The sequence below is a fragment of the Streptomyces montanisoli genome (assembly GCF_017813245.1).
GTDB lineage: Bacteria > Actinomycetota > Actinomycetes > Streptomycetales > Streptomycetaceae > Streptomyces > Streptomyces montanisoli.
This window is the reverse complement of the sequence record NZ_JAGIQL010000166.1, coordinates 1-13,251: the sequence shown is the minus strand read 5'-3', so window position 1 is coordinate 13,251 and position 13,251 is coordinate 1. Positions and strand designations below refer to the sequence as shown.

The 13,251-nt window shown below is 73.6% G+C and carries 6 protein-coding genes; 1 reads left to right on the top strand and 5 read right to left on the bottom strand.

What is annotated here, in order from left to right:
• The first annotated feature begins 18 nt into the window (after window positions 1–18).
• The gene (locus JFN87_RS27605; protein ID WP_307865611.1) at window positions 19–3,501 is read left to right on the top strand and encodes a multifunctional oxoglutarate decarboxylase/oxoglutarate dehydrogenase thiamine pyrophosphate-binding subunit/dihydrolipoyllysine-residue succinyltransferase subunit; all 3,483 of its coding nucleotides are present in this window, start codon (window positions 19–21) and stop codon (window positions 3,499–3,501) included.
• 70 nt (window positions 3,502–3,571) lie between these two features.
• Here JFN87_RS27605 and fxsT read toward each other — a convergent pair whose 3' ends face one another.
• The 5 genes from fxsT to JFN87_RS27580 all read right to left on the bottom strand — a co-directional run.
• Entirely contained in the window at window positions 3,572–6,592 is a 3,021-nt protein-coding gene (fxsT, locus tag JFN87_RS27600; RefSeq protein ID WP_209344260.1) for an FxSxx-COOH system tetratricopeptide repeat protein, read from the bottom strand.
• A gap of 284 nt (window positions 6,593–6,876) precedes the next feature.
• The gene (locus tag JFN87_RS27595; RefSeq protein ID WP_209344267.1) at window positions 6,877–8,376 is read right to left on the bottom strand and encodes an aKG-HExxH-type peptide beta-hydroxylase; all 1,500 of its coding nucleotides are present in this window, start codon (window positions 8,374–8,376) and stop codon (window positions 6,877–6,879) included.
• Window positions 8,377–8,402: 26 nt separating this feature from the next.
• Window positions 8,403–9,626, bottom strand: a complete 1,224-nt coding sequence (locus JFN87_RS27590; RefSeq protein WP_307865610.1) for an FxsB family cyclophane-forming radical SAM/SPASM peptide maturase — start codon at window positions 9,624–9,626, stop codon at window positions 8,403–8,405.
• 227 nt (window positions 9,627–9,853) lie between these two features.
• On the bottom strand, window positions 9,854–10,102 hold the full coding sequence (gene fxsA, locus JFN87_RS27585; protein WP_209344258.1) for an FxSxx-COOH cyclophane-containing RiPP peptide: 249 nt from the start codon (window positions 10,100–10,102) through the stop codon (window positions 9,854–9,856).
• A 128-nt stretch (window positions 10,103–10,230) separates the two neighbouring features.
• On the bottom strand, window positions 10,231–13,251 hold a 3,021-nt coding region (locus JFN87_RS27580), incomplete at its 5' end, for an SAV_2336 N-terminal domain-related protein (protein ID WP_209344256.1).

Genomic DNA, 13,251 nt, shown 5'->3' with positions numbered 1-13,251 from the left:
AGTCAAGAGATCAGCCGTGTGCTGTACCGACCTCGCGCCGCGCCCGAGCAGGCCCCGGCCGCGCCGGCGCAGAAGGCCGCCGCGGCGAAGAAGCCCGCGGCCGCCAAGGCCGCGCCCGCCGCGGAGCCCGAGGCAGGACCCGAGTACGTGACGCTGCGCGGCCCGTCCGCGGCCGTCGCGAAGAACATGGCGGCCTCCCTCGAACTGCCCACGGCCACGTCCGTGCGCGCGGTGCCGGTGAAGCTGCTGTTCGACAACCGCATCGTCATCAACAACCACCTCAAGCGCGCCCGCGGCGGGAAGATCTCCTTCACGCACCTCATCGGGTACGCGATGGTGCAGGCCATCAAGGCCATGCCGTCGATGAACCACTCCTTCGCCGAGAAGGACGGGAAGCCGACGCTGGTCAAGCCCGAGCACGTCAACCTGGGTCTCGCGATCGACCTGGTGAAGCCGAACGGTGACCGGCAGCTCGTCGTCGCGGGCATCAAGAAGGCCGAGACGCTGGGCTTCTTCGAGTTCTGGCAGGCGTACGAGGACATCGTCAGGCGCGCACGCAACGGCAAGCTGACGATGGACGACTTCTCCGGCGTCACGGTCTCGCTGACGAACCCCGGCGGCATCGGCACGGTCCACTCGGTGCCCCGCCTGATGCCAGGACAGAGCGTGATCCTGGGCGTCGGCGCGATGGAGTACCCGGCGGAGTTCCAGGGCACGTCCCAGGACACCCTGAACCAGTTGGGCGTCTCCAAGGTCATGACGCTGACCTCGACGTACGACCACCGGGTCATCCAGGGCGCCGCCTCCGGCGAGTTCCTGCGGATCATCAGCCGGCTGCTGCTCGGCGAGGACGGCTTCTACGACGAGATCTTCGAGTCGCTCCGGATCCCGTACGAGCCGGTCCGCTGGCTGAAGGACATCGACGCGTCCCACGACGACGACGTCACGAAGGCGGCCCGCGTCTTCGAGCTGATCCACTCCTACCGGGTGCGCGGCCACGTCATGGCCGACACGGACCCGCTGGAGTACCGCCAGCGCAAGCACCCCGACCTGGACGTCACGGAGCACGGCCTCACCCTGTGGGACCTGGAGCGCGACTTCGCGGTCGGCGGCTTCGCCGGCAAGTCGACGATGACGCTGCGCGACATCCTGGGCGTCCTGCGCGACTCGTACTGCCGCACCATCGGCATCGAGTACATGCACATCCAGGACCCGAAGCAGCGCAAGTGGATCCAGGACCGCGTGGAGCGCCCGCACTCCAACCCGGAGCGCGAGGAGCAGCTGCGCATCCTGCGCCGCCTCAACGCGGCCGAGGCGTTCGAGACGTTCCTTCAGACGAAGTACGTCGGCCAGAAGCGCTTCTCGCTCGAGGGCGGCGAGTCCGTCATCCCGCTGCTCGACGCGGTCCTCGACGCGGCGGCCGAGTCGCGCCTCGACGAGGTCGTCATCGGCATGGCGCACCGCGGCAGGCTCAACGTGCTGGCGAACATCGTCGGCAAGTCGTACGCGCAGATCTTCCGCGAGTTCGAGGGCAACCTCGACCCGAAGTCGATGCACGGCTCGGGCGACGTGAAGTACCACCTGGGCGCCGAGGGCACGTTCACCGGGCTCGACGGCGAGCAGATCAAGGTGTCGCTCGCGGCGAACCCGTCCCACCTGGAGACGGTCGACCCGGTCATCGAGGGCATCGCCCGTGCCAAGCAGGACATCATCAACAAGGCGGGCACGGACTTCACGGTCCTGCCGGTCGCGCTGCACGGCGACGCGGCCTTCGCCGGCCAGGGTGTCGTCGCGGAGACGCTGAACATGTCGCAGCTGCGCGGCTACCGCACCGGCGGCACCGTGCACATCGTCATCAACAACCAGGTCGGCTTCACCGCCGCCCCGGAGGCGTCCCGCTCGTCGATGTACGCGACGGACGTGGCCCGCATGATCGAGGCGCCGATCATCCACGTGAACGGCGACGACCCGGAGGCCGTGGTCCGCGTCGCGCGGCTGGCCTTCGAGTTCCGCCAGGCGTTCAACAAGGACGTCGTCATCGACATGATCTGCTACCGCCGCCGCGGCCACAACGAGGGCGACAACCCGCAGTTCACGAACCCGCAGATGTACAACCTGATCGACAACAAGCGCTCGGTGCGCAAGCTGTACACCGAGTCGCTGATCGGCAGGGGCGACATCACGCTGGAGGAGGCCGAGCAGGCGCTCCAGGACTTCCAGGGGCAGCTGGAGAAGGTGTTCGCGGAGGTCCGCGAGGCCACCTCGCAGCCTCCCGAGGCGGTCGTGCCGGGCGCGCAGGCCGAGTTCCCCGTGACGGTGCGCACCGCGGTCTCCCAGGAGGCCGTGAAGCGGATCGCCGAGTCGCAGGTCAACATCCCGGACAACATCCACGTCCACCCGCGGCTGATGCCGCAGCTGCAGCGCCGCGCCTCGTCCGTCGACGAGGGCACGATCGACTGGGGCACGGGCGAGACGCTGGCCATCGGCTCGCTGCTGATGGAGGGCACCCCGGTCCGCCTCGCGGGCCAGGACACCCGCCGCGGCACGTTCGGCCAGCGCCACGCGGTCCTCGTCGACCAGCAGTCGGGCGAGGAGTACACGCCGCTGCAGTACCTGACGGAGGAGCAGGGCCGCTACAACGTCTACGACTCGCTGCTGAGCGAGTACGCGGCGATGGGCTTCGAGTACGGCTACTCGCTGGCCCGGCCGGACGCGCTGGTGATGTGGGAGGCGCAGTTCGGCGACTTCGTCAACGGCGCGCAGTCGATCGTCGACGAGTACATCTCGGCCGCCGAGCAGAAGTGGGGCCAGACGTCCGGCGTCACGCTGCTGCTGCCGCACGGCTACGAGGGCCAGGGCCCCGACCACTCGTCGGCCCGCATCGAGCGGTTCCTCGCGCTGTGCGCGCAGAACAACATGACGGTCGCCGTGCCGACGCTGCCGTCGAACTACTTCCACCTGCTGCGCTGGCAGGTGCACAACCCGCACCACAAGCCGCTGATCGTCTTCACCCCGAAGTCGATGCTGCGGCTCAAGGCCGCGCAGTCGAAGGCCGAGGAGTTCACCAACGGCGGCTTCCGCCCGGTGATCGGCGACGACAGCGTGGACCCGAACGCGGTGCGCAAGGTGGTCTTCACCGCGGGCAAGGTCTTCTACGACTTCGACGCCGAGCGCAGGAAGCGCGGCGTGACGGACACCGCGATCATCCGCCTTGAGCGGCTGTACCCGCTGCCGGGTGCGGAGCTGCAGGCCGAGATCGCGAAGTTCCCGAACGCGGAGAAGTACCTGTGGGCGCAGGAGGAGCCGGCGAACCAGGGTGCCTGGCCGTTCGTCGCGCTGAACCTGATCGACCACCTGGACCTGGGCGTCGGCGCGGACCTCCCGCACGACGAGCGGCTGCGCCGCATCTCGCGCCCGCACTCGTCGTCGCCGGCGGTGGGCTCGAAGAAGCGCCACGAGCAGGAGCAGGAGCAGCTCGTCCACGACGTCTTTGACGCGTAACGCATCTGAGACGGCAAGGGCCCGGCCCCCGCGAAAGTTTCGCGGGGGCCGGGCCCTTCTCCGTTCCGGCTCAGATGATCTGGGGCTCGAAGTCCCAGTAGGGGCGGGTCCTCGACCGTGCCGCCATCGTGTGCGGGTGCTGGGGTCCCAGCGTCGAGGACAGGTCCTCAAGCGCCTCGGCCTCCGTCTTGTCCGCCGCCTGGCGGTCGCCGAGGGTGCGCAGGTCCGCGGCGGCCGCGACACGCGCCGACAGCGTCAGCGGATGCGTGCGGCCCAGCGCCTCGGTCGCGCGGGACGCCGTGTCCGCGTTGAGCCGGGCCGCCGACTCGGTCTCGCCCCGCAGGCTGCGCATCTCGGACGCGTTGAGCGCGCAGCCCAGCGTCCACGGATGGTCGTCGCCGACGGCGGCGCGCATCCCGGTGAGCGCCTGCTCGGCCAGTTCGTGTGCCTGGTCGCGCTCGCCGACGGCCCGCATGATCAGCGCCTGGTTGGACCGGGTGCCCACCGCGAACGGGTGGGCGGTGCCGAGCAGCAGCGTGTAGCCGTCCACCACCCGTTCGCTTATCTCCCTGGCCTGGTCGATGTCGCCGTGCTCGCGGGCGAAGCAGCTCTGCGCGGCCGCGAACCGCAGGGTGTCGGGGTGGCCCTCGCCGAGCACGCGCTCGCTGCGTTCGAGTACGCCGGTGAACAGTTCGGCCGCTTCCCTTCGCCGTCCGATGCGGTAGAGGGCCAGGGCGAGGCTGTGTTCGGCGTTCAGCGTCTGCGGGTTGTCGGAGCCGAGGACGAACCGGTGCACCCGGACGCTCTGCGCCTGGAGCGACTCCGCCTCGTTGTAGCGGCCGAGCAGGCGCTGGTCGGTGGAGACGTGGATCTCGGAGAAGAGCGACCAGCGGTGACGGGGCTTCAGCAGGCGCCGTCGCGCGATGAGGGTCTTCATGTCCAGGTCGAGGGCGTCCTGGTAGCGCCCGAGCAGCCGCAGCGAGACGGCCGCGTTGTTCTGCGCGTTCAGCGTGCGGGCGTCCTGCTCGCCGAGCAGGTCCAGGTAGGCGTCGAGTACCCAGTACGAGATCGTCAGGGCCTCGTCGTAGCGGCCGAGGCCGCGCAGGTCGGCCGCGAGGCTGCCGGCGGCCCTCAGGTGGGTGAGGTCGCTGGCCCCGTGGTTCTCCCTGAGGTAGTCGACGGCGGTGCGCTCGATCGCCTCGCAGTGGGCGTAGTCCCCCACCGCGCGCAGCAGGTTGGCGTAGTTGTGGGTGAGGTCCCAGATGCGCGGGTGGGTGTCGCCGAGCTGCGCCTTCCACGCGTCCATCGCACGGGTGCTGAGGGTGATGCCCGGCGTGTACTCGCCCGAGTAGTACATGTACTGAAGGCAGTTGAGCACCAGGGTGTGCATGGCGGGGCTGGTGGTCTGCAGGACGTCCGCCCATTTCAGGTGCGGCACGATCTCCGCGTACTCCGGCCACATCCGCGAGTCCGTGGGCTGGCCTGGGTCGGCGGTCGCGAGGGCACGCCTCACGACCTCGTTCAGCTCCTCGTGCTCCTCCCGCGGCATGTCCTGCCGGATGATCTGGTGCACGAGCCGGTGCATGTAGAGGGTGTCGCCCGGCACGGCGCCGAGGCCCTCCGGCATGGTCTCGTGGATCTCGCGGTCGCCGACGCCCGCGGCGCGCACCACGGCGTACTGGCGGAGCTTGTTGATGGCGGCCGCCCAGCTCACCGAGTTGCCGACGAGCCCGCGCAGGGACTCGGGCAGCTCGTCGACGGGCAGGTCGCGCACCAGGCGCACGGGGATGGCTCCGGGCGCGAAGAACGCGCACAGGCGCAGCAGGGTGACGGCCTCGGGGACGGTCTCCCTGAGCCTGTTCAGCAGTATCGACCAGCTGGTGCGGAAGGGCGTCGGGAAGTCGCGGGAGACCCGTACGACGTCCTCGTCGATGCCTTCCTGCTCCAGGAGCGCGATGTACTCGTCGACGGTCATGTCGGAGTCGTTGAGCCAGCCCGCCGTCTGGTCGAGCAGCAGCGGGAGGTCTTCGAGCGCCTCGGCGAGGCGGTCGGCCTCGCGCGCGGTCAGCCGGGGCGCGCGGCGCAGGACGAAGGAGACGGACTCGTCGCGATCGTAGGCGGGCACTTCGAGGAGGAGGCTGTTGTGCTGCGCCCAGTCGGGGTTGCGTGCCGTGATCAGCACGTCTCCCGGGCCCTCGGGGACGAGGTCCCAGATCTCCTCGGGGTCGTCGGCGCCGTCGAACACGATCAGCCACCGCCCGTAGGGTTCGCCCTTGCGCAGGGCGATCCGGGTGGCGCGCAGCCGCTCGCCGTAGTCGACGCCCGTCGACAGGCCGAGTTCCGGGGCGAGTTGGGCGAGGCGCTGGCGGCAGACGGCCCGCTTGTCGGCCGCGACCCACCACACCACGTCGTACTCGGCGCCGAATCGGTAGACGTACTCGGCGGCGAGCTGGGTCTTGCCGACGCCCGACATGCCGTGCAGGGTCACGACCCTGGCGCTCTCCTCGGCGCTCTTGAGCGCGTGGTACGCGTCGTTCAGCAGCCCCTCCCGGCCGGTGAAGCGGGTGTTGCGGCGGGGGACGCCGCCCCACACGTCCGACGGGTCGTTGGGGAACCGCGGTCCCTTGCGTGCGCCCGCGGTGGCGGGCGTCGGGTCGGTCGGCATGCCGAGCCTGGCCAGCACGCGGCGCTCGGCCTCCTGCTCGCCGACGGTGGTGAGGTCGGCGGCGGCGAAGACGGCGGTCGCGGGCGGCAGCGCGTCGGTGGTGACGGAGACGGCGGCGAAGCGGCCCGGCTCCGGGGCCACCACCTCGGTCAGCGCGGTGTGCCACTCGGCCTGGGTGCGGGGGCCGAGCTGGAAGTACCAGGTGGACAGGATGATCAGCACGGGTCCCGGCGCGAGCGTCAGGGCACGCAGCGAGTCGGCGAGCGGTGTGCCCTCCTGGGGGTCCCACCGCTGGTAGACGACGGCGTGCCCGCGGCGCTCGAGACGATCCCCTATCCAGGCCGCCCACACGCGGTTGTACCCGGCGAAACTGATCGTCACGGTCTGCGGCCCGGACTCTGCAACCCTCTTGCGTGCTCCGGGCATTCAACCGTCTCCCCGCGTCGTGTTGGGCACACCTGACATACCGTCGAGCTTACGGCCTGGTGGGCGATAGAGGGTGGATCAGCGAGCGGCGTCCTGCGGCTTCGCATCCAAGGCGGAGGAGGGAGTCGACGCGGAGCGTCGGCGACTGACGACAACGCCGGAGGCGGACCGCAGGGCGTCGCGAGCCCGCCCTGTATCGCCCACCAGGCCGGTTGGGCTCGACGGCGCCGGAGGGTGCATGAAGGGGCCACGCCGTGCGGTGGGGCGCGGACACACCGGAAGGTTCATGCGTCCGGTCGCCCCCCGGTGGCGCCCCGCGCGTCGCGGCGCGCCTGTTCCCTTCCCCCGCCGCCGTGGTGGCGCCGGCGCCAGATGGCCCGCGCGGTGGAGACGTAGGCGCGGGCGCGCGCCGCGTGGCCTGCCGGTGGCGGGGCATCCGCCAGGCGGCCGTACATTGCGGTCATCTCGTCGACGAGGACGCGGCCCTCCGGCGTGAGCGCGCGGGACGCGTCGAGCACCGGCAGGACGGCCGCCACCTGCTCGGCGCAGCGCGCGTGCTCCGCCCAGGCCGGGTCGCGTCCCGTGGTGGAGCGCGCGGCGAGGGCGTAGCGCTGCCAGTAGTCGGCGAGCGCCAGGTGCGAGTAGGCGCCCTGGAGCAGGCCGTCGAAGGGGCGCGGATCGGTGCGCCAGGGCGCGAAGTACGCCTCGGCCGGGCCCTCGTCGTGCAACCGGACGGCGGCGCTGAGCGCGGACAGCTTGGTGTGCTGCAGCTCGTGGACGAGCGTGGCCGCGAAGTAGGCGGGGGTGGACGGCCGGCTGCACAGCACCGCGCCGAACGCCTCGCGGCGCGTGCCGCTGCAGTGGGACGTGGTCTCCCCCGTGGGCCCGGTGCCGGGCGGGCGGGCGAGCGGAACGAGGCAGCGCAGCAGGAGCGCGGCCTCCGTGGTGCGGTGCGCCCCGCCGACGCTCAGGACGGCCTCCGTGCCGGCCCACGATGCGGCCCAGGCGGCGCGCGCGGCCGCGTCGAGGCGGGTGACGGCGCCGAGGCCGTGCCGTTCGAGGCCACTGCCCGCGGTGCGGTACGGGTCGAGGTCGTCGAGGAGCACGGGCGGCGCGCCCGGCAGCAGGCCCGGCAGGGTGGTCAGTGGCAGCCAGCGGGGCGCGTCGGAGCGTGCGCGGCCGTCTGCCGTGCGCACGGTGACGGTGGGGGTCGCGGGGCCCTGGCGCAGTGTCAGTCCTTCACCGTCCGAGACCAGCTCGACCCTGGCGCCCGGGTGGGTGCGCAGCGCGCCGAGCGTGGGCAGGACGAGCAGGTCGCCGTGCGCGGTCAGGCGCGTGGCGAACGGCAGTCCCGCGCGGGTCGCGGCGGCGGCGGCGAGCGCGCCGAAGTGGTCGAGGTCCTGGGCGTGTTCGGGCTTGGCGGTGGGCCCGGAGGCGTGGGCGCCGGACGTTGCGAGCCCGGACGTGGTGAGGCCGTACAGGCAGCGCTGCGCCCAGGGTCCGGTGAGCGGGTGCAGCAGGACGCCGCGCACGGCGGCCTTGTCGGCGCGCTCGGCCGCTTCGAGCAGCGCCCAGTGCTCTCGCAGCCGGTCGAGGGCGGCCGGCGGGCAGACTGCGGCGGGGGCGGCGGCCGCCGCGTCGAGCACGGCTCTGAGGCGTACGAGCCGGCGTGCCTGCTGGTCGCGCACGAGCAGGCCGATGGCGTCGCGGCCGCCCTCGGTGCGGCCCAGTTCGCGCAGCAGCCGCGCGGGGAACGGGGGCGCGCCAGGAGCGGCGGGCGGCATGCGCTCGGCGGTGCTCAGGGTGGACTTCACGTGCCGCTCCCCACGGCAGCTGCCGCGAGCCGCGCCGCGGTGTGCCGGATCAGCCGTTCGAGGTCGGCGCAGTAGACGGACGGGTGGCCGAAGCCCGCGCCTGCCCGGTAGCGGTGGGCGTAGTGGCCGCCGCCGCACACGGTGACGAGCGGGCAGGCGAGGCAGGCGGGGGCAAGCGCGGCCGCTCCCGCCTGCCGGGCGGCGATGGCCGGGTGGCGCAGCGCCTCGTCGAAGCTGTGGCGGAACACGTCGAGGCCGGTCGCGGCGGCGCCGTCGTACGCGGACTTCACCGAGTCGACCTGCTCGATCGAGCCGTCGGTCTCCACGACGACCGAGTTCAGCGGGTCGAGGCCGAGCGACTCGGTGGCGCCGGGGAAGCCGAGCAGCAGGCCGAGGCACTCCTCGAACAACCGGACGCGCACCTCGCGCCGCCCCGCGTCGAACCAGCGGTCGAAGACGGCGCACAGCCAGTCGCCGTACGGGGTGGGGCGCGGGCGGCCCGGCGCGGTGTCCGGGCCGGCGGTGCGCGGGCCGGCGGTGTCCGGGTCGCCGGGCGACAGTCCCGGCGGCGGTGCGGTCCAGTTGCCGTGCGGCAGCAGCAGGTCGAGCGCGGGCGGTTCGAGCGCCAGCAGCGATTCGTACACCTCGACGGGGTCGGTGCGCGGGTCGACGACGGTCAGGACGCCCGCGTACGCGGCGGGCGCGCGCCGCGCGAGCAGCCGCACCCCGCGCTCGGCCGCGGCCCACGAGGGGCGCCCGGCGTGGTCGACGCGCAGCGCGTTGTGCGCGGGCAGGCCGCCGTCGAGGCTGACGCCGACGCGCAGCCCGTGCCGGGCGAGCGTGTCGATCCTGCGGGCGTCGAGGAGGGTGGCGTTGGTCTGGACGCTCGCCTGTACCTGGCATGCGGCCGGCACCCGCTCGCGCACCAGGCCGGTGAACGCGGCGAGCCGGCCGGCCCCTGCGAGCAGCGGTTCGCCGCCGTGCAGGACGAGCGCGACGGCGGGCAGGGCGTGGGCGCGCGCGTGCTCGGCGATCCGGGACGCGGTGCGGTCGAGCACGGCGTCGCCCGCACGGGCCGGGCGGGCGCGCCAGGACGCGTCGGGGCCCTCGTACAGGTAGCAGTAGCGGCAGGCGAGGTTGCACCTGCCGTGCGCCTTCACGATGAACTGGGCGAAGGGAACGGGCGTGCCGGTGTCCTCCGGCGTCACCCTGCTGGGCACGAAGAACCCCCGATGCTGTGCGGCCCGCGCAGCGGCGCGGGCGGCCTGGCCACTTCGGTGCGGATACCTACGACACGGGATATGTCTGCCGCGCGGGTGCCCGAACCGGTGGTCGGCGATGTTGTCCGGTTCATGAGCAGCCGGGACCGAAATCGTACGGCTGTCCGGCGTCCCGGCCGGGCTGCCCGTGCCGCCGGCACATGCCGGGCCCGCCCGGCGGCGCGCGGTCAGAACGGGGAGCTGGTGAAGCCCCAGAGCATCTCGCGTGGGCGCTCGGCGCGCTCGCGCAGTTCGGCGACCATCTCGGTGAGTACGGGGTGGTCGAGCGTGCGCAGGGTCTCCAGGTCGATCTCGGAGAGGTCGGGCAGCGCGTCCGCGGCGGGGGCGTCCTCGCGCCCGGCCGCCCGGGGCGGCCCTTGGCCGTCCGCCGCGTCGTCGCTCGTGGCGCGGGCTGCGTGGCTCAGCGGTTCCGTCATCGTCTCTCCCCGTGGCCGTCCCGCCTCACTCGCAGGCAGGCGATCAAAACCGTTCAGCAAGTAGCCAGTTGTGGTCGTTCGGAGTCGTTCACAGTCGTTCGCAACCAACTATCTCCACCATTGAACGCTCAACTCTCCAGCTCCGCCAGACGGTCCAGCGTCCTGCGCGCCTCCTCTCCGCCGCCTTCGGGGAGTTTGCGCCACTGCTCGCTCGCGGCGCGGTACGCCTCGCGCGCCGCACGGGGCCGCCGCGCCTCCTCGTACGTCCTGCCGCGCCCGTGGTGCGCGCGCGCCTGGAGGGCGACGGCCTCCCGCGACCTGGCGGCGCGGGCCGGCGTCCCGTCGCCTGCCTCGGCCTCGGCCGCGCGCGCCGCCTCCGCCGCGTCCCTGAACGCCTCGGCTGCCTCGTCGAGGCGGGTCGGCCGGTGCAGCACGCGGTGGGCGACGAAGCGCGCCTCGCCCAGTTCGAGCCGGCACCCGGCACGGGTGAGCGGGTCGCGGGCCTCGCGGGCGGCCAGGCCGAACAGGTGCTCGGCCTCCCGCAGGTCCACGCGGTCCTCCGCGATCCTGTGCCGGATCATCAGCGCCTGTCCCAGCATCAGCAGGCGGTCCGCCAGGCGCGGATCGTCCGGCGCCGTCTCTGCCCGGCAGTCGCGCAGGACCTGCACCGCCGCGTACACGTGTCCTGGCCCGTCCGGCAGGGTGGCGCGCCCGAGCAGGGCGCTGCCCCACTCCGCCAGCACGCCGGCGTGGGCCGGGGTGTCGCGCGGGATGCCGCGGGCCGCGAGCTCGAACGCCCGGATCGCCTCCTGGAGTTCCGCGACGTCGCCCGACGCCGCGGTGCCCGCGCCGCTCTCGTACCTGGCGACCCTGATGCGGCCCTCCCTGAGCCTGAGCCGCGCGCTCAGCCGCTCGTCGCGGACGATGCCGAGGGCGCCGCCGACGAGGGCGAGACCGTCGTCGAGGCCGTCGCCCGACGCCAGCAGGGCGTCCGCGAGGTCGAGCACGGTGGCCGCCTGCGTGCCGCCCGTCTGCGCGGCGCCGTCCTGCGCGCCGAGCGCGGCGCGCAGCGAGCGCGCCGCCTGCTTCGCGTACAGCTGCGCCTGCTCGGCGTCCTCCGTGGCGCCCGAGAGGCGCAGCAGGGTGCGGCCGAGTGCGAGCGGCAGGGACGCCGGGCGGTCGCGCTGGTCGGGCCAGCTGTCGGAGAACGCCTCCAGCATGCCGACGGCGCTCTGCAGCAGGGCGCTGTCGTGGCCGAGGCGCCACTCGGTCTCCAGCGCCCGTACCCGTTCGAGCGTCAGCCGCAGCGCGTCGGCCGGTGCCATGCCGGGCGCCGCGCAGGCGAAGCTGTACTCGCGGTCGGCGCGCTGGAGCAGGGCGAGGGCGCCGCTCGCGTCGCCGCGCCTGATCCGGTCGTCCGCCGCCGCGTGCAGGATCCCGGCGAGGACCGCGCGCCCGTGTGCGCCGCCGGAGCGGTCGATGGCCGACCGCGCCGCCTGCTCGGCCTCCTTGAGCAGCCCGGCGCCGCCCTGCACCTCCCACAGCCGCAGCAGGCAGGACGCCAGCCCGGTGCGCACGGCGGTGCGGTCCTGGCCGCCCTCCGTGTCCGCCTGCAGCGCACGGCGCAGCAGCTGGACCGCGTCGACGAGGTGCTGCACCATGCCGTCCGCCTCGTAGTCCCTGACCAGGCCCCACGCGGAGTTGACCGCGTCGGGCGCCGTGGGCCCCTCGCCCGGCTCAGGGACGAAGCGGTCGGGCAGCGGCATGAACTGCTCGAGCACGTGCGCCGCGACCTCGGCGAACGGGTGCGGCACCGCCGATACGGCGCGGCGCGCCCGCGCGGCGTCCGCGTCCTCGCCGTCCACTCGCGGCAGCCCGGCGCCGTAGCCGGACCGCGGCAGCGGCCAGTCGGTGCCTGAGCGCCCGCTGTCGAGCTGTGCGGCCGCGACGGCGGGGAAGTTCCAGCTGCCCTTGCCGAAGTGCCGCTCGATGTACTCGGAGCAGTGCTTCAGGACGAGCATGGCCTCCTCGCGGGTGAGCGGCGCGAGCAGCTCGTCCTGGACGCCGGGCTCGAACACGTACCAGGGGCCGCCGTCCGACGGGGCCTGCTTGTCGAGCCGCAGGAGCCCGCCGAGCAGCACCTCCGCCAGCTCGGCCGGGCCCGAGTCGGGCAGCATCGTCCGCTGCACGAGCTGCATCACGGGCATGTACAGCGGGGCCGCCGCCAGGTATCCGGCGAGCCGGCCCGCGTCCCGGGACGCGGCGGAGCGGAACCTGCGGACCACCTGCGCCGCGTGCAGCGGCCGTCCGACGCGCGGCGGTGGCGTGGCGCTCTGGTCGGGGCGCACCCAGCCGACCGCGCCGTCGGTGTGCCCCGCGCCGCCGCCCGACAGCAGCCCGGCCCAGGCGGCGAGCGCCGCGGGCACGGGCGGCAGGACGGGGATGGCCACGGCGCCCTCGGCGCGCGCCGGCGGGTTCCCGCCGACCAGATGCAGCGCCGCGGATCCCGCACCCTCGCCGCGCGCGAGCACGCCGTACGTGACGGGCAGGCCCGTGCGGGACCACAGTCGCTGGGGCAGCGGCTGGAGCACGGCGACCGGGCCCTGCCCTGACAGCCGGTACAGGAGGCGGTGCGCCTGGCCGCTGTACCAGAGGGGGCCGGCGCAGTCGCTGACGAGGACCGTGATCCTGCTGCCCGTGGGGTCGGCGAGGCGGTCGGTGGGGCCGAGCGCCGACGCGCGCGGGTCGAGGGTGCCGGAGACGGCGGGCTCGCCGTCCTGGCCCTCGTGCAGGTACCGCACCGCGACGTGGCGGAAGGCGCCCAAATGGCTGAATATCTCTTCGAGTTCGGCGACGAGGCGCTGCCACACGCGCATCGAGGACGACACGTCCATCACGAGCTGGAGGTCCACCTCGGGGCGGCCTGAGGCCCGGTGGACCGGCATGATCAGCCCGCCCGCGCGGGCCGACAGCTCGGCCGTCGCCGTCTCGTCCAGGATGTTCTCGACGGGCGCCGTGGCGGGCCGGTAGCGCTGCAGCGGGCGCAGTGAGCGCTGGAGTTCGAGCGTGCCGGGCAGGGTGCCGGCGGCGGGCACGCCGAGCGGCAGCACGGCGCCGCCGGGGCGGCCCGCCGCCCTCGGGCCGCGGCC